Source organism: Pseudomonas sp. B414, assembly GCF_055408445.1.
The window spans coordinates 309,085-326,004 of record NZ_JBUZTQ010000001.1; the positions used below are offsets into that span (position 1 = coordinate 309,085).

Consider the following 16,920-nt stretch of genomic DNA (forward strand, 5'->3'; position numbering starts at 1 on the left):
TGACTGCGATCCTTTACGAGAAGCAAAGGATCGCAGCCTTCAACATCCTCTACTGACCTGTTGCAACTCAGGCAGGAATTGCCTTGGCTCTGGCCTCCCGTGCCCACACCCGATGTTGCGCAATCGCCGCAAAAAATGCCTTCAAGCCCTTGGCATCCTTGAGCGCCAACAATCCCTCATCCGCTTGCAAATGCAGCACATCCAGCAGCTCTTTGGCTTCGCCATGCAGGGCAATCGCCTTGAGATGCTTGTAGGCTTCCAGCAGGTAGTGCAACGCCACGCCGTCACCGCTCAAGGCCTTGATCGACGCCGCCCCGCCCGGTACGAATACCGCGTCGAACGCCACCGAGGACAGGCCTTCCATTGACCCATCGACTGCCAATAAAGTGCCATCAGCGGCTTTGACCGGCGCGCTCGTCGGCCCCAGTAGCTTGGCATGCGCCCCTTCGGCCGCCAGCGCCTGCTTCAATGCATCAATTGCCTGAGCATCCACCCCGTTGGCGGCGAGAATAGCTACCTTGCGGGTTTTGATATTGCCCGCCAGCAAGTTGGCCTGACTCAAGGCCGGGGATTGCGTGACGCTGACCTTGCGTTGCGCCACAGTCCCGGCCTTGGGTGCCGGCAACCCGAGGTTTTCGGCCACACGCGCTGCCAGCTGCAGATCAATATTGGCCAGAATCTCATTGACCTGACGCGCACGGATATTCTCGCGCTCCACCTTGCCCAGTTCAAAGCTGTAGGCCGCAATGATGTGCTCTTGCTCGTGCTTGCTCATGCTGTTGAAAAACAGCCGTGCCTGGGAGAAATGATCGCTGAATGACTCGCTGCGTTGACGAATCTTGTTGGCGTCAATGCGCTCGGGGTAACTCTCAAAACCGCCATCCCTGGCGGCAGGCGGGGTTTCCTTCGGCCAGCCACCATCGATGGAATTGGGTTCGTAGGACGCACGCCCCTTGTGGATGGTGCTGCGGTGCTGGGCATCGCGCTGATTATTGTGAAAAGGAGCTACCGGACGATTGATCGGGATTTCATGAAAGTTCGGTCCACCAAGACGGCTGATCTGCGTATCGGTGTAGGAAAACAGCCGGCCCTGAAGCAAGGGATCATTGGAGAAGTCGATCCCCGGCACAATATGTCCCGGGCAAAAGGCAACCTGCTCGGTTTCGGCAAAGAAGTTATCCGGGTTGCGGTTGAGCACCATTTTGCCCAGCGGTGTAATCGGGATCAGCTCTTCAGGAATCAGTTTGGTCGGATCAAGAATATCGAAGTCGAATGCGTGTTCATCCTCCTCCGGGATGATCTGCACGCCGAGCTCCCATTCCGGGTAATCGCCGGTTTCAATGGCGTCCCACAGGTCGCGGCGATGAAAGTCAGTGTCTTTGCCTGCCAGCTTTTGTGCTTCGTCCCACACCAGAGAGCAGGTACCCACGCTCGGCCGCCAGTGGAACTTGACGAAGTTCGACTTCCCTTCGGCGTTGATCAGGCGAAAAGTATGCACCCCAAAGCCCTGCATGCTTCTCAGGCTTTTCGGGATGGCCCGGTCGGACATGGCCCAAATGACCATATGCGCCGATTCCGGAACCAGCGAAACAAAGTCCCAGAAAGTGTCATGCGCCGAGCCGCCGGTAGGCATTTCGTTATGGGGTTCGGGTTTGACTGCATGGACAAAGTCTGGAAATTTGACCGCATCCTGTATGAAGAACACCGGCATATTGTTGCCGACCAGATCGAAGTTACCTTCGTCGGTGAAAAATTTGACGGCAAAACCGCGCACGTCGCGCACCGTATCACCGGAGCCGCGTGGGCCTTGCACGGTGGAAAAGCGCACAAATACCGGGGTTTTCTTGTCTGGATCCTGGAGGAAACCGGCCTTGGTCAAGGCGCTGTGGGATTTATAGGCCTGAAAGTAACCATGGGCACCGCTGCCTCGGGCATGCACGATGCGCTCTGGAATACGCTCATGGTCAAAATGCGTGATTTTTTCCCGCATGATGAAGTCTTCCAACAACGACGGGCCACGCGCACCGGCCTTCAGGGTGTTTTGATTGTCCGCAATCTTCACCCCCTGATTGGTGCGCAGCGCCTGGCCCGTAGCGTCGTCACGGAAGGCTTCGAGGCTTTCCAGTTTGACGTTACTGTTGCCACGATCCATGGTGTCGGTGCCAGCCATCTGGCTCTTGCCGGAAGACGGTTTTTTGCTACTCATCAGACTAAACTCCTTGTTTGCACAGCCCTATGGATTGGGCCTTGTAGACAAATATCCCGAGACGGGATGCGAGTTGCTTAAGTACTGACGCTTTACCTTTACCGTCGTTCCTTTTTTTAACCTTTAGTCGTCTTATTGCCAAATCGAAGGTTCCAGCGCAAATAAATGCTAAGAACCTCTATACGGACAGGCTAAAATGCGCGCCCGGCTTACCGCTGAACTTCTATTTACGCGCCCACAAGGTTCGCTACGTGATTGAGTTTCATAACGTTCATAAAACTTACCGGGTTGCCGGTAAGGACATCCCCGCGTTGCACTCCACCAGTTTGCGTGTCGAGAGCGGCCAGGTGTTCGGCCTGATTGGTCACTCCGGTGCGGGTAAAAGTACATTGCTGCGCCTGATCAACCGCCTTGAAACCCCGAGCGGCGGCCAGATCATTGTCGACAACGAAGACGTCACCGCGATGGACTCCAACGGCCTGCGCCGTTTCCGTCAGCAGGTCGGCATGATTTTCCAGCACTTCAACCTGCTGGCCTCCAAGACTGTCGCTGATAACGTTGCGATGCCGCTGACACTGGCCGGTGAATTGTCCCGCAGTGCCATCGACCAGCGCGTTGCCGAATTGCTTGAGCGCGTGGGCTTGTCCGATCACGCCAAAAAGTACCCGGCGCAGCTTTCGGGCGGCCAGAAACAGCGCGTGGGCATTGCCCGTGCCCTGGCCACCAAACCCAAAGTATTGCTGTGTGACGAAGCCACCAGCGCCCTCGACCCGCAAACCACGGCCTCGGTGCTGCAATTGCTGGCCGAGATCAACCGTGAGCTGAAGCTGACCATCGTGCTGATCACCCACGAGATGGATGTGATTCGTCGCGTGTGCGACGAAGTGGCCGTCATGGATGCTGGCGTTATCGTCGAGCAAGGGCCGGTGGCCGAGGTGTTCCTGCACCCCAAGCACCCGACCACCAAGCGCTTTGTGCAGGAGGATGAGCAGATCGACGAAAGCGAGCAGCGCGACGATTTCGCCCATGTCCCTGGCCGCATCGTGCGCCTGACCTTCCAGGGCGAAGCGACCTACGCACCGTTGCTGGGCACCATTGCCCGCGAAACGGGTGTGGACTACAGCATCCTGGCCGGTCGTATTGACCGCATCAAAGACACCCCCTATGGGCAGCTGACCCTTGCCATCACTGGTGGCGATATGGAGGCGGCTTTCGCCCGCTTCGTTGCTGCTGACGTTCATATGGAGGTGCTGCGCTAATGGAAGCTTTCTTGAGTTTTTTCGCCAATATCGACTGGTTTGAAATCTGGCTGGCCACCGGCGACACGCTGATGATGCTCGGCGGTTCGCTGCTGTTCACCATCGTGCTGGGCCTGCCGCTGGGCGTGCTGCTGTTTCTGTGCAGCCCACGCCAACTGTTCGAACAAAAGGCCGTGTACGCCTGCCTGTCACTGATGGTGAACATCCTGCGTTCGCTGCCATTTATCATCCTGTTGATTGTGATGATTCCCTTCACGGTACTGATTACCGGCACCTCGCTGGGCGTGGCCGGTGCGATTCCACCACTGGTGGTCGGCGCTACGCCGTTCTTCGCCCGTCTGGTGGAAACCGCCCTGCGTGAAGTGGATCGCGGCATTATCGAAGCGACCCAGGCCATGGGTGCCAGCACCCGGCAGATCATTACCAGCGCCCTGCTGCCTGAAGCGCGCCCCGGCATCTTCGCCGCCATCACCGTGACCGCCATTACCCTGGTGAGCTACACCGCGATGGCCGGTGTGGTCGGTGCTGGTGGCCTGGGTGACCTGGCAATCCGCTTCGGTTACCAGCGCTTCCAGACCGACGTGATGATCGTCACGGTGGTGCTGCTACTGATTCTGGTGCAGATTCTGCAAACCGTTGGCGACCGGCTGGTGGTGCACTTTTCGCGCAAGTAAACGCGACCCGAGTTAATAAACGTAACCGCCAGCCCATGGCTGGCAGATACCTGACCTCAGGTATTCACAAGGAGTTGCTGCATGAAGAAGTTATTTGCTGCTGTGGCCGCTGTTGCGGCGTTCTCGGCCCACGCGGGCGATCTGTCGGTTGCGGCCACCCCGGTGCCTCACGCCGAGATCCTGGAGTTCGTGAAACCTGCGCTGGCCAAAGAGGGCGTCAACCTCAAGGTCAAGGTATTCACCGACTATATCCAGCCAAACGTACAAGTGGCCGAAAAGCGCCTGGACGCCAACTTCTTCCAGCACCAGCCGTACCTGGATGAGTTCAACAAGGCCAAAGGTACCCATCTGGTCAGCGTTGCCGCTGTTCACCTGGAGCCGCTGGGGGCTTACTCGAGCAAATACAAAAAGCTCGATGAAATCAAAGACGGTTCTACCGTGGTAATCCCCAATGACGCCACCAACGGCGGCCGTGCACTGTTGCTGCTGGACAAGGCCGGGCTGATTACGCTCAAGGACAAGACCAACATCCTGTCGACGCCAAAAGATATTACCGCCAACCCCAAGAACCTGAAGTTCCGTGAGCTGGAGGCTGCCACCATTCCACGCGTGCTGACCCAGGTTGATCTGGCGCTGATCAACACCAACTATGCGCTGGAAGCCAAGCTGAACCCGGAAACGGACGCACTGGTCATCGAAGGCAGCGACTCGCCTTACGTGAACATTCTGGTTGCTCGCCCGGATGATAAAGATTCGGCGGACATGCAAAAGCTGGTTGCAGCCCTGCACAGCCCGGAAGTGAAAGCGTTCATTCTTGAGAAGTACAAAGGCGCCATCGTTCCGGCGTTCTAAGCCTGATTATCGGAGCAAACCCGCCCCCCCCCTGTGGGAGCGGGCTTGCTCGCGATGGCATCACTGCGGTTCGCCTGACAGACCGCAGCGCTTGCATCGCAGGCAAGCCAGCTCCCACAGGTGTTGCGTCGCTCACAAAATCCGGACCTTGCCGGGATCATTATGTGGGAGCGAGCCTGCTCGCGAAGGCATCACTGCGGTTCGCCTGACAGACCGCAGCGCCTGCATCGCAGGCAAGCCAGCTCCCACAGGTGTTGCGCTGCTCACAAAATTCGGACCTTGCCGGGATCATTATGTGGGAGCGGGCTTGCTCGCGATGGCATCACTGCGGTTCGCCTGACAGACCGCAGCGCCTGCATCGCAGGCAAGCCTGCTCCCACAGGTTTTGCGTCGCTCACAAAATTCGGCCCTTGCCGGGATCATTATGTGGGAGCGGGCTTGCCCGCGATGGCATCACAGCGGTTCGCCTGACAGACCACAACGCCTGCATCGCAGGCAAGCCAGCTCCCACAGGTGTTGCGTCGCTCACAAAATTCGGACCTTGCCGGGATCATTATGTGGGAGCGGGCTTGCTCGCGATGGCATCACTGTGGTTTACCTGACAGACCGCGTCGCCTGCATCGCAGACAAGCCAGCCCCCACAGTTTGATCTGCCCCTCTCACCTTACTTCCTCTCAACCAACCCCGGCAACTGGGCAACCATCTTCTGGTTGTTGAACGGTGCGCGGATAAAACCTCGCTGAGTGCCGTCAGGGCCGATCAGCGCCAGATTGCCGCTGTGATCCACCGTGTAGTTCGGCTTGCTGGTGTCCGCTGGAATAAACGGAATGCTCACCGCGTTGGCCAGTGTTTGCAGCTCATCGATCGAACCCGGCGTCAGCCCCACAAACTGCGGATCGAAGTAGCCCAGGTATTGCTTGAGCTGTTGCGGCGTGTCGCGATTGGGGTCGACGCTGACCAGTACGATCTGCAGTTTGTCCTGCACCTCTTTGGGCAGTTCACTTTTAATCTGGCGCAGTTGGGCCAGGGTAGTCGGGCAGATATCCGGGCAGAAGGTATAACCGAAAAACAGCATGCTCCATTTGTCTTTCAGCTCGTTCATCACCACTGGCTGACCATCCTGATTGGTCATTTTCACGTCCGGCAACTGGCGGCTCTGCGGCAGCAGGATGATCCCGGCATCGATCAGGGTGGTGTTATCACTCTGGGTTTTGCCCGACATCATTTTGTTAAACGTCAGGCCCATGACCAAAGCCACCAGCGCAACGAGGATAAAGACGGTTTTTTGAGTTTTAGTCATAGGTTCAACATCAAGTAATGGTCGACAAGCAGCGCGATAAACAGCAAGAACAGGTAGTAGATAGAGTACTTGAACGTGTTGATCGCCGCGTGCGGCTGGGTGCCACGGTACAGCACCCACGCCCAATGCAGAAAGCGTGCGCCCAACCCTAGCGCACAGGCCAGATAGAGCAAGCCGCTCATATGGATCACAAACGGCAGCAGGCTGACCGCCAGCAGCACGAAGGTGTACAGCAGGATATGCACCTTGGTGTAGTGCTCGCCGTGGGTGACCGGCAACATCGGGATATCCGCCTTGGCGTATTCCTCCTTGCGATGAATGGCCAGCGCCCAGAAATGCGGCGGGGTCCAGGCGAAGATGATCAACACCAGCAGCAAGGGTTCGGCAGTGACCTGCCCGGTAACCGCCACCCAGCCCAGCAAAGGTGGAGCGGCCCCAGCGAGCCCGCCGATCACGATATTTTGCGGCGTGGCGCGCTTTAAAAACCCGGTATAGATCACCGCATAACCGAGCAAGGAGGCGAGGGTCAGCCAGGCCGTCAACGGGTTGGTAAACGCCAGCAACACGCCCATGCCTGCCAGGGCCAGCAGCATGGCGAAAGCCAACGCCGCCAGGGGCGACACCCGCCCTTGCGCCAGCGGGCGTTTATGGGTGCGGGCCATGACTGCGTCAATACGCCGGTCGACCACATGATTGACCGCCGCCGCGCCGCCGGCACACAGACTGATACCCAGGTTGCCGAAGACCAGCACGGTCCAGGGCACCCCGGCGCGGGTGGCCAGAAACATGCCCACCAGCGAGGTAATCAGCATCAACACCAGCACTTTGGGTTTGGTCAGCTCCAGATAATCTCGCCACAGCGCCTGCTGCGGGCGTTCGCCAGTCAAGGTCGCCACGGCTGTTCTCCTTTAAGGCTGTAAGTCCAGCGGGCAAAGCGCGGCCCGCGTATCCGAACGAGCGCGGTACGGGCGTGGTAATTGACCAGCACCAGGGTCAGCAGTAAAGCCGCGCCCCCGGCGTTGTGGGCCACCGCTACCGCCAGCGGCAAACCAAACAGTACATTGCTCAGGCCCAGGCTGATTTGTACTGCCAGCGCCACCAGCAGCAACCCTGCGAGCCGGGTCATACCGACTTTGCGCAACTGCCAGGCCAGGCCCAGCAATACCGCAGTGAGCAGCAACGCGCCGAGGCGGTGGGTAAGGTGGATCGCCGTGCGGGCTTCACTGTCCAGTTGCCCGCCCAGGTAGTTGGGGCCGATATGCTGGGTCAGGTGAAAGCCATTGGCGAAATCGGCCTCGGGCCACCATTGCCCGTGGCAGGTCGGCACATCGATACAGGCCACGGCGGCATAGTTGGAACTGACCCAGCCACCCAGCGCAATTTGCATGATTGCCAGCACCAGCCCGGCCGTGGCCCAGCGCTGCAGGCGACGTGGCACGGCCAGCGCGGGCAATACGCCGGACAGGCGCAGGGTCAGCAAAAACAGCAGGCTCAAGGTCGCGAAACCACCGAGCAAATGCCCGGTGACCACCTGCGGCCACAGCTTGAGCGTCACTGTCCACATGCCAAAGGCCGCCTGGGCGATCACCACCAGCAAGATAAACAGCGGCAGCTTGAGCGGCTGATCCGGCAAGTGCCGCTGGCGCCAGGCCCGTGCCGCCAGCAGCACAATCAACAACCCCAGGCTGCCGGCAAAGTAACGATGGGTCATCTCGCTCCAGCCCTTGTCGGCCTCCACCGGGGTATCGGGAAAGTGCAGCTCGGCATGGGCCAGTTGCGCCTCGGTCTTGGGCACACTGATAAAGCCATAGCAGCCGGGCCAGTCCGGGCAGCCCAAACCGGCGTGGGTCAGGCGCGTGTAGGCACCGAGCAGCACCACCACCAGCGCCAGCAAGGTGGCAAGCAACGCGAGGCGAAATCCGGCTTTGGCCATGACAGAGCCCTCTATCCGATATTGGACAGCTTCAGCAGCAGGCGAAGGTCGTTGAGCACGTCCTTGCCGATCACCCCGGGGCCGTAGCGCAGCACCAGGTTGCCGTGGGGGTCGACGATCCACAGTTGCGCTGCACCGTTGCCTTCGGCGCCCTGTGTATAAGTTGCCAGGTCCAGGCCGTAGCGCTGCAACTGCGGGTATTCGAGCTGCAATCTGGCGGCGTAGGCCGCGTCTACCGGTTGTGCAACCGCCAGGCCGTGGGTGGCGCGGGAAGCGTCGCGGCCCAGGCCGATTTGCAGCTGACGGGCCAGATACACCAGTTGTTGGCAATCGGCCGCACAGCCCTGTGGTGCGGTCACCAGCAGTTGCCAGCGCTGTTCATCGGCCACCACCCCAAGAGCGGCGCGGCTTTGCCCGTTACCGATCAGTTCGCCGTGATAGCTGCGACTGTCGGGCACCCAGAACTTGAGTTTGTACATGCCCGTGGCCAGCACCATCGGGCCGATGGTAAGCAGCAGGATAAGGATCAGTTGCAACCGCCCGCGCCCTCGTGAAGCCGGGGGGCGTGCGCTTTCAAGCGGATTGATGGCCGTTCCCATGGCGTTTCTCCTGAGCCGTGTGCCAACCGAGGTACATATAAAGACCGAGCAGAGCCAGCGCCATGGCGAACCATTGCACGGCATAGGCGGTGTGTTTTTCCGGGCCCATGCCCGGGGAGATCAGTGGCCAGTCGGCCACATACGCAGCTGGGCCGGGGGCGATACGCAGCTCATCAGCAAAGCCTTCACGACCCAGTTCGGCCCACAATCTGGCGGGCATGACTGCCGTCACCAGCCGCGGCCAGGGTGCGTTCAGCGGGTCGGCGTGCAGCTGGAACGGCGTGCCCGGCGACTCATAGACCCAGGCCTGAATATCCAGTATCTGCTCCGGGGTGCTGAACTCGGGGGGCGTGAGTCGGCTCGGCCACGGTAACCAGCCGCGATTAAGCAACAGCCACTGGCCGCTGGCCTGGTCCTGAAAGGGTTGCAGCAACTCGACGCCGACCTTGCCGTCGCGCACGCGGTTGTCCAGCAGCAGGCTGTATTGCCCGTCCAAGTGCCCACGCAACTGCACGCGGCGAAAGGCCGGATCGTCGACGCCAAGCAATTGCCCCGCTGTCACCGGCGCGGCCACCTGACGTTCGGCGTAGCTGTTGAGCAACACACGTTTTTGCTCGCCCCGGCCAAGCTGCCAGAACCCCAGAAACACCAGCAGTGGCAGCAATGCCAACACCACCAGTGTGGGTGCGATACCGGGGCGAAAGCGTGTCATAGCACGTAAACAAACAAGAACAGGCCGAGCCACACCACATCCACAAAGTGCCAGTACCAGGTAGCGGCCTGGAACCCGAACTGATGCTCGGCATTGAAGTGGCCGCGCACGATACGGATCAGCATGATCAGCAGAATCAGCGCGCCGATGGTGACGTGAGCACCGTGAAAACCGGTGAGCATAAAGAACGTCGCACCGTAGATACCTGAGCCCAGAGTCAGCCCCAGTTCTTTGTAAGCGTGGACATATTCCTCGGCCTGGAACCCCAGAAAGCCTGCGCCCAGCAACACCGTCAGCCCCAGCCAGAACTTCAGCGCACCACGATGGCCCTTGTTCAGCGCATGGTGGGCAATGGTCAGGGTGACGCTGGAACTGACCAGCAATACGGTGTTGAGCAGCGGCAAGCCCCATGGGCTGATGGTGCCTTTGGGCGGCGGGTACAGAGCAGGGTCGGGGGTGTGCAGCAGTGGCCAGGTGAACTGAAAGTCGGGCCATAGCATATGCGCTACTGCCTTGCTGCCTTCACCTCCCAGCCACGGGCCGGCAAAGTGGCGCACATAAAACAGCGCGCCAAAAAACGCGAGAAAGAACATCACCTCGGAAAAAATAAACCAGGTCATGCCCCAGCGAAATGAGCGGTCCAGTTGCGAGCTGTAGAGCCCGGCACGGCTCTCTTTGATGACCGCGCCGAACCAGCCAAACATCATGTACGCCACGATCAGACCACCGACAAAAAAGATCAGCGGACCATTGGACTCAGGCCGGGCCGCCTTCAGGTCATTGAACCAGGTCGCCAGGCCATACACCGTGACCAGCAAGCCCACCGTGGCAATGATCGGCCACTTGCTTTGCGCCGGGACGTAGTACTGATCGTGAGTTGCCATGGGGCTTTCTCCTTACCGGGAAGGCTGGTCAGCGGCCTTGCCGGCAATGGCGGCGACAGGCGGATGGCGAGCGGTGATATCGAACAGCGTGTAAGCCAGCGTCAGGTGTTTCACATCCTTGGGCATGGCCCGATCGACGATAAAGCGCATTGGCATTTCGATCCGTTCACCCGGTTGCAGCACCTGTTGGGTAAAGCAAAAGCATTCGGTCTTGTGGAAGTACTGGGCCGCTTCTGCGGGAGAAATGCTCGGTACTGCCTGCGCCGACATCGGTTTGTCAGTGGGGTTGTAGGCCACAAAGACCATCTCGTTGACCGCGCCGGGGTTGACCACCAGTTGATCGCCCCTGGGGTAAAACTCCCAGACCATGTCGATGGCATTGGTGGATAGGAACTGCACCCGCACCTGACGATTGGGGTCCACCACTTGCTCCCCTTCGTACTGCCCGGCGGTTTTGCCGTTGATGCCAAAGGCTTTGCACATCACGTCGTAGATCGGCACCAGAGCAAAGCCAAAGGCAAACATCACCACCACCAGCAGCGACAGGCGCAGCACCAGGTGTTTAATGGGTGTTGAGTTGTTCACGATTGACCTTTCATTTGATTTCAGGCGGTGTTGTAAAGGTGTGATACGGCGCGGGCGAAGGCACACTCCATTCCAGACCTTCGGCACCTTCCCACGGTTTGGCCGGCGCTTTCGGCCCACCGCGAATGCATTTGATGACAATAAACAGGAACAAAAACTGCGTAGCACCAAACATGAATCCGCCAATCGACGACACCATGTTGAAATCGGCAAATTGCAGGTTGTAGTCAGGAATCCGCCGTGGCATGCCCGCCAGCCCGACAAAGTGCATCGGGAAAAAGGTCAGGTTCATGCCCACGAATGACAGCCAGAAATGCAACTTGCCGAGGGTTTCGTCGTACATGTGGCCGGTCCATTTCGGCAGCCAGTAATAGGTCGAAGCGAAGATCCCGAAAATCGCCCCAGGCACCAGCACATAGTGGAAATGCGCCACCACAAAATAGGTGTCGTGATACTGGAAGTCCGCCGGGGCAATGGCCAGCATCAACCCGGAAAACCCGCCAATGGTGAACAGGATTACAAAGGCCACGGCGAACAGCATCGGTGTTTCGAAGGTCAGCGAGCCTTGCCACATGGTGCTGGCCCAGTTGAACACCTTGACCCCGGTCGGTACCGCGATCAGCAGCGTGGCGTACATAAAGAACAGCTCGCCTACCAGGGGAATGCCGACCACAAACATGTGGTGTGCCCAGACGATAAACGACAGGAAGGCGATGCTGGCCGTGGCGTAGACCATCGAGGTGTAGCCAAACAGCGGCTTGCGCGCAAAGGTCGGAATGATCGCGCTGACGGCGCCGAAGGCCGGCAGGATCATGATGTACACCTCGGGGTGGCCGAAAAACCAGAACACATGCTGGAACAGCACTGGGTCACCGCCACCTGCGGCGCTGAAAAAACTGGTGCCAAAGTGAATGTCCATCAGCATCATCGTCACCACCCCGGCCAGTACCGGCATCACCGCAATCAACAGAAAGGCGGTGATCAGCCAGGTCCAGACAAACAGCGGCATTTTCATCAGGGTCATGCCGGGAGCGCGCAGGTTGAGGATGGTGGCGATCACGTTGATCGCACCCATGATCGAACTGATGCCCATCAAATGAATGGCAAAAATGAAGTAAGTCACGCTTTCGGGTGCATAGGTCGTGGACAGCGGCGCGTAGAACGTCCAACCGAAATTGGGCCCGCCGCCAGCGGTGAACAGCGTTGAAACCAGCAGCAAAAATGCGGCGGGCAACAGCCAGAAACTGAAGTTGTTCATCCGTGGCAGGGCCATGTCCGGCGCGCCGATCATCAGCGGGATCATCCAGTTGGCCAGGCCGACAAACGCCGGCATTACCGCGCCAAACACCATGATCAGCCCGTGCATGGTGGTCATCTGGTTGAAAAAGGCCGGAGCCACAATCTGCAGGCCGGGCTGGAACAGCTCGGCGCGAATCACCATGGCGAACGAGCCGCCGAGCAGGAACATGCAGAAGCTGAACCACAGGTACAAGGTGCCGATGTCCTTGTGGTTGGTAGTCAGCACCCAGCGCATCAGGCCTTTGGCCGGGCCATGGGCCTGACCGTCTGCATGCCCGTGGTCATCGATAACAGCACTCATGTCCTGACTCCTGCAAAAAGCTGGACCAAGAAGCCAGTGGCAGATTGCCCCCGACCATTGCGTGCGCACATCCCGGCGCGGTTCATTTGCCTTGCGCCTGTTTCAGCGCCAGCACGTCTTTTGGCGTCACCATATCGCCCTTGTTGTTGCCCCAGGCGTTGCGTTCGTAGGTCACGACCGCAGCGATATCGACTTCCGACAGTTGTTTGCCGAAAGCGGCCATGGCGGTGCCCGGTTTGCCGAAGAACACGCGGTGCAGGTGATCGGCAGCAGGGCCCGTAGCAATCGGCGAGCCCTTGAGCGCCGGGAACATCGGCGGCAAGCCCTGGCCCTGGGCCTGGTGGCAGGCCACGCAGGCGGTTTGGTAGACCTTGTCACCACGGGCCACCAGTTCCTCAAGCGTCCACTCCTTGCTGGTCAACTCCTTGAGTTGCGCGGCCTGGGCCTTGCGTTCGCTCAGCCAGGTGTCGTAATCGGCCCGGGTTTTGACATCGACCACAATTGGCATAAAGCCGTGGTCCTTGCCGCACAGCTCGGCGCATTGGCCGCGATAGAGGCCGGGCTTCTCGACGCGGGTCCAGGCTTCATTGATAAAGCCCGGGATGGCGTCACGCTTGACCGCAAAGGCGGGCACCCACCAGGAGTGGATCACGTCTGCCGAGGTCACCAAAAACCGTACCTTGGCGCCAATGGGTAAAACCAGCGGTTCATCGACTTCGAGCAGGTAATGCTCGCCCTTGGGGGCCTGGTTATGGATCTGGTCGGCAGGGGTGGCCAGATTGCTGAAGAACTCGACATCCTGGCCCAGGTATTTGTAATGCCATTTCCATTGATAGCCGGTGACCTGGATATCCACATCCGATTCACTGCTGTCGTAGATATTGATCAGGGTTTTGGTCGCAGGCACGGCCATCGCAATCAGGATGACCAGGGGGATAACCGTCCAGAGAATTTCGACCGTGGTGCTTTCATGGAACTTGGCCGGTTGCTGGCCGGTGGAGCGACGGTGAACGATCATCGACCAGAACATGGCGCCGAAGACGATGATGCCGATCACTACACAGATCCAGAAGATGGTCATGTGCAGGTCGAAGACCGCATGACTGACTTCGGTTGCCCCCGGCGCCATATTCACGGTCCAGGCCGCTTGTGCCTGGCCGAACACTGACCACAACAGCAGGCCCATCCATAGGTGTGGATGTCGCATCGCGGTGTTCCCCTTTATTTTTCTTGTTATTGCGCCGGTCTGCATCTGTACACGGGCAGCGCTACAAGGGGGCGGTGTTCAAACCAGCTATCTCTTACCGCCGAGCCTCGTCTGCTCAAGCAGTCGGGCGTCATCGAATAACGGTTACAAAAACGAGTATAGACACCGGGCCGAACCCCGCAACGCGAGGGGGCAAAACAATGAAATAAGGGGCCATCGACAAATGGCACTCACTGCCCGGTCACAAAATGAATAACAATACTCCCCCTGAAAAAACCCTCTGCTTAACTGAGAGGGCTATTTTTAAAAGTACTTCCCTGCCTAGCACCCCCCCTGGAGTTCCCATGAACACCGCCGCCATCCGCGTGCAGATCACGCGTGCCCAAGTCCATGAGGCTGAAACGGGCCTGCTCGCCAAGCACCTGGCCGCTCAATTGCCACACCTTCACACCGCCATCCAGCTGCCTGAAGTCGACCGTAATGTGGTGATGACACGTTTCGTCAGCGCCTATATCGACCAGGTGCCAGACTTGCTCGACGCGGCCAATGAAGTCGCTCGCGAGGCCGGTATCGAATCGCAGATCAAGCCGATCCTGAAAATCGCCGAGCAGTTTTTTGCTCAGCCGCTGCCGCTGCTTGATGGCCATGAAGGCCTGGAGAGTTTGCTGGACGAGGCTTACCTGGCGCACCGCCTGGTAGAAGAGGTCAACGATCTCTATATCAAGCACTTCCAGCAGCCGCTGATCCCGCTGGACATGACCGTGGCCAACCTGATTGCCCACCAGTTGATTGGCGAAGATTTTGCCAACCAGCTCGACGCCGCCGTGCATCACGCAGTTGACCTGATGCTCAACGAAGAGAGTTTTGCGCTTGAGTCGGTCGAAGCTTATCGCGAGCGCCTGACCAGCCCTGAGACAGGCGCTGCCTGGAAGCGCTGGCCGTGCCTGTCCAAGCAATTGGGCGTTGGCCTGGCGTTGTAACAACGCGACTGTAGTCGCTGACGAGGAACGAAGGCAGCGATCGGCGGCGATCGGCGGCGTAGCCGTCGCAAAGTCAGATTGCATGGTGTGTCAGGCAGTCCATGCATTCAGGCACTACGACGGCTACGCCGCCGATCGCAGCTTTCGTTCCTCGGCAGCGACTACAGTGGGTTTAAAACCGCGCTTTGGGCGTCGCGCTCGGGATCGGGGTGGTGCCGTCCAGCGGCAGGAATTCGCCCTTGTCGGCATCGTAGGCCTTGATTGCACTGGTTTCGATGTCGTACACCCAACCATGAATAAACAGATGCCCGTTGGCCATGCGTGACGCCACCGATGGATGCGTGCGCAAGTGCTGCAACTGGGCAATCACGTTCTCTTCCGTCAGCACATGCATGCTTTCAGACTCATTGGCGCAGTTGCAGTTGTCCTGCACCATAGTCTTGGCCACTTCCACGTGGTGCAACCAGGCTTTTACCGTCGGCATTTTTTTCAGGCTGGCGGGGTTTAGCACCGCACGCATCGCGCCACAATCGGAATGCCCGCAAATGATGATGTGCTGCACGCCCAGTGCCAGTACCGCGTACTCGATCGCTGTCGAAACGCCACCGTTCATCTGACCGTAAGGCGGTACAACGTTGCCTACGTTACGGGTCACAAACAGATCACCCGGCGCACTTTGGGTGATCAGCTCCGGCACGATGCGCGAATCGGCGCAGGCAATAAACATCGCCCGGGGGTTTTGCGCTGTGGCGAGCTTTTTGAAAAAAGCTTCTTGTTCAGGGAAGATTTCGTGATGAAAGTGCAAAAAACCATCAACGATATGGTGCAGTGCTGAATCAGCACTTTCCGCTGCGGCCGAGGGCTGCGATTTAGGCTTGTCAGTCATCGATTTATCCCTGGGCAAAATGTTGGCGGATATTACCTGAACTCATTTCTGCGTCAAAACACCCAGCGCTTTGGCCGCTTCTTCCAGCTCCAACTCATTGAATACCTGCACCCCGGCACGGCTCAGCAAGGCCGCTGTCACGCCCTGCCCCTCGACCTTTACCCCGCTAAAGCTGCCGTCATAGGTCTGCCGATTACCGCAGGACGGGCTGTTGGCCTTGAGAATAGCAATGCGGATGCCGTGGCGCTCGACCAGTTCCAGCGCCTGATGAGCCCCGGATACAAACGCTGCGGTCACGTCCTCGCCTTCGGTGGTCATGACCGGCGCCCGGCCTGCAAGCACTTCGACCCCTTGGCCACCGGGAATCTCCGCTGCCGCACGGGGGGTGGGCAAGCCGCCAGCCACTTCCGGGCACAGGGCTATCACCCGGCCTTCGGCCTGCCATTGCGCCAGTTGGTCATAGGGCCCGCTGGCGCCGCCGTCGTAGCGCACGCGATGGCCCAACAGGCAGCGACTGACCAAAATTTTGTCACTCATACAAACACCTCGGTGGCACGACGACGAAACCAGCCGGTCAACGACAGACGGTCACGCGTCGCAGGCATGACTTCGTGAGGGATTTCGCCCGAGAGGAATACCACCAGGCAACCGCCGGTCGGCAGCACGTCATAATCGACATTACCGTCCAGGTACATGCGCAAATGCCCGCCGTGCTCGGGCAGCCAGCCCTGATTGAGGTACACCACGGCCGAAACCATGCGCCGGTCATCGTCGCGAAAACGGTCCAGATGCTTGAGGTAGAACGCACCGGGCGGGTACAGGGCAAAGTGGCTTTCAAAGTCCTCCAGACCCAAAAAAAGCCTGCGATTCATGGCGATTCGCAGGCTTTCCATTAACCCCAGATAACTGTCACAGGCCAGCGCCTCACCCGGCTCCAACCATTGGATATGGTCCCCGCGGATACCCTCGCGGACTTCCTGCGTCACCCCGCGCCCGACCGCTGCCGGGGTCAGTTCGCCTTCGGCAGAACGTTTATGGCACTCAGCCGCCAGCTCGAGGGTCAAAGCCTCGGGCAGGAAAATATTTTGCTGTGACCATCCCTGCGTGTACAGGTCGTCGACGATGCGTAGCAACAGCGGGTGATCAGAGGGTATTTGCATGGCGCGCATAGTATCGAGCCGCCTGAAAATCTGACAGCTCCGTCTGGCTGGCAACGTCGAAAAAAATCACTTGGGCATTTTAA

Annotated in this window: 17 protein-coding genes; 4 read left to right on the plus strand and 13 right to left on the minus strand. The window is 59.0% G+C overall.

Annotation, left to right across the window (positions count from 1 at the left end):
* Positions 1–67: 67 nt before the first annotated feature.
* Positions 68–2,206, minus strand: coding sequence for a catalase HPII (gene katE, locus ACZRMH_RS01430; protein WP_464011829.1), 2,139 nt, complete (start codon positions 2,204–2,206; stop codon positions 68–70).
* 251 nt (positions 2,207–2,457) lie between these two features.
* On the opposite strand from katE, the gene ACZRMH_RS01435 reads away from it, so the two are divergent.
* The 3 genes from ACZRMH_RS01435 (at position 2,458) to ACZRMH_RS01445 (ending at position 4,991) form a co-directional block, all read left to right on the plus strand.
* Positions 2,458–3,465, plus strand: coding sequence for a methionine ABC transporter ATP-binding protein (locus tag ACZRMH_RS01435; protein ID WP_464011830.1), 1,008 nt, complete (start codon positions 2,458–2,460; stop codon positions 3,463–3,465).
* On the plus strand, positions 3,465–4,139 hold the full coding sequence (locus ACZRMH_RS01440) for a methionine ABC transporter permease (RefSeq protein WP_464011831.1): 675 nt from the start codon (positions 3,465–3,467) through the stop codon (positions 4,137–4,139). Before ACZRMH_RS01435 ends, ACZRMH_RS01440 begins: the two co-directional genes overlap by 1 nt.
* Positions 4,140–4,220: 81 nt before the next feature.
* Complete coding sequence (locus ACZRMH_RS01445; RefSeq protein WP_464011832.1) at positions 4,221–4,991, plus strand: MetQ/NlpA family ABC transporter substrate-binding protein; 771 nt, start codon at positions 4,221–4,223, stop codon at positions 4,989–4,991.
* Between the two features lie 664 nt (positions 4,992–5,655).
* On the opposite strand, the gene ACZRMH_RS01450 is transcribed toward ACZRMH_RS01445, so the two are convergent.
* From ACZRMH_RS01450 to coxB, 9 genes are all read right to left on the minus strand, one after another.
* Positions 5,656–6,291, minus strand: a complete 636-nt coding sequence (locus ACZRMH_RS01450) for an SCO family protein (RefSeq protein WP_464011833.1) — start codon at positions 6,289–6,291, stop codon at positions 5,656–5,658.
* On the minus strand, positions 6,288–7,187 hold the full coding sequence (cyoE, locus tag ACZRMH_RS01455; protein WP_464011834.1) for a heme o synthase: 900 nt from the start codon (positions 7,185–7,187) through the stop codon (positions 6,288–6,290). The genes ACZRMH_RS01450 and cyoE overlap by 4 nt, the downstream gene beginning before the upstream one ends.
* Positions 7,175–8,224, minus strand: coding sequence for a COX15/CtaA family protein (locus tag ACZRMH_RS01460; RefSeq protein WP_464011835.1), 1,050 nt, complete (start codon positions 8,222–8,224; stop codon positions 7,175–7,177). Before ACZRMH_RS01460 ends, cyoE begins: the two co-directional genes overlap by 13 nt.
* Positions 8,225–8,235: 11 nt before the next feature.
* Positions 8,236–8,823 (minus strand): hypothetical protein, encoded by a 588-nt coding sequence (locus tag ACZRMH_RS01465; RefSeq protein ID WP_464011836.1) that lies wholly within the window; start codon positions 8,821–8,823, stop codon positions 8,236–8,238.
* The gene (locus ACZRMH_RS01470) at positions 8,798–9,535 is read right to left on the minus strand and encodes an SURF1 family protein (RefSeq protein ID WP_464011837.1); all 738 of its coding nucleotides are present in this window, start codon (positions 9,533–9,535) and stop codon (positions 8,798–8,800) included. The genes ACZRMH_RS01465 and ACZRMH_RS01470 overlap by 26 nt, the downstream gene beginning before the upstream one ends.
* Positions 9,532–10,419 carry a cytochrome c oxidase subunit 3 gene (locus ACZRMH_RS01475; protein WP_464011838.1) on the minus strand — a complete coding sequence of 296 codons (888 nt, stop codon included), beginning with the start codon at positions 10,417–10,419 and terminating at the stop codon, positions 9,532–9,534. Before ACZRMH_RS01475 ends, ACZRMH_RS01470 begins: the two co-directional genes overlap by 4 nt.
* Before the next feature lie 12 nt (positions 10,420–10,431).
* Complete coding sequence (locus ACZRMH_RS01480) at positions 10,432–11,004, minus strand: cytochrome c oxidase assembly protein (protein ID WP_464011839.1); 573 nt, start codon at positions 11,002–11,004, stop codon at positions 10,432–10,434.
* A 10-nt stretch (positions 11,005–11,014) separates the two neighbouring features.
* Positions 11,015–12,604 (minus strand): cytochrome c oxidase subunit I, encoded by a 1,590-nt coding sequence (gene ctaD, locus ACZRMH_RS01485; RefSeq protein ID WP_464011840.1) that lies wholly within the window; start codon positions 12,602–12,604, stop codon positions 11,015–11,017.
* A gap of 82 nt (positions 12,605–12,686) precedes the next feature.
* Complete coding sequence (gene coxB / locus ACZRMH_RS01490) at positions 12,687–13,811, minus strand: cytochrome c oxidase subunit II (protein ID WP_464011841.1); 1,125 nt, start codon at positions 13,809–13,811, stop codon at positions 12,687–12,689.
* Positions 13,812–14,155: 344 nt separating this feature from the next.
* Between coxB and ACZRMH_RS01495 the strand changes: the two genes are divergently transcribed.
* Positions 14,156–14,791 (plus strand): hypothetical protein, encoded by a 636-nt coding sequence (locus ACZRMH_RS01495; protein WP_464011842.1) that lies wholly within the window; start codon positions 14,156–14,158, stop codon positions 14,789–14,791.
* Positions 14,792–14,963: 172 nt separating this feature from the next.
* Here the strand turns inward: ACZRMH_RS01495 and ACZRMH_RS01500 are convergent, their stop codons facing one another.
* Genes ACZRMH_RS01500 through ACZRMH_RS01510 form a run of 3 tightly spaced genes read right to left on the minus strand, consistent with a single transcriptional unit; the run spans position 14,964 to position 16,846 of the window.
* The gene (locus tag ACZRMH_RS01500; protein WP_464011843.1) at positions 14,964–15,677 is read right to left on the minus strand and encodes a carbonic anhydrase; all 714 of its coding nucleotides are present in this window, start codon (positions 15,675–15,677) and stop codon (positions 14,964–14,966) included.
* A 42-nt stretch (positions 15,678–15,719) separates the two neighbouring features.
* Positions 15,720–16,214: a 2-thiouracil desulfurase family protein gene (locus ACZRMH_RS01505; protein WP_464011844.1), complete on the minus strand. Its 495-nt coding sequence runs from the start codon at positions 16,212–16,214 to the stop codon at positions 15,720–15,722.
* Complete coding sequence (locus ACZRMH_RS01510) at positions 16,211–16,846, minus strand: 2OG-Fe(II) oxygenase (RefSeq protein WP_095027662.1); 636 nt, start codon at positions 16,844–16,846, stop codon at positions 16,211–16,213. The genes ACZRMH_RS01505 and ACZRMH_RS01510 overlap by 4 nt, the downstream gene beginning before the upstream one ends.
* Positions 16,847–16,920 lie beyond the last annotated feature (74 nt).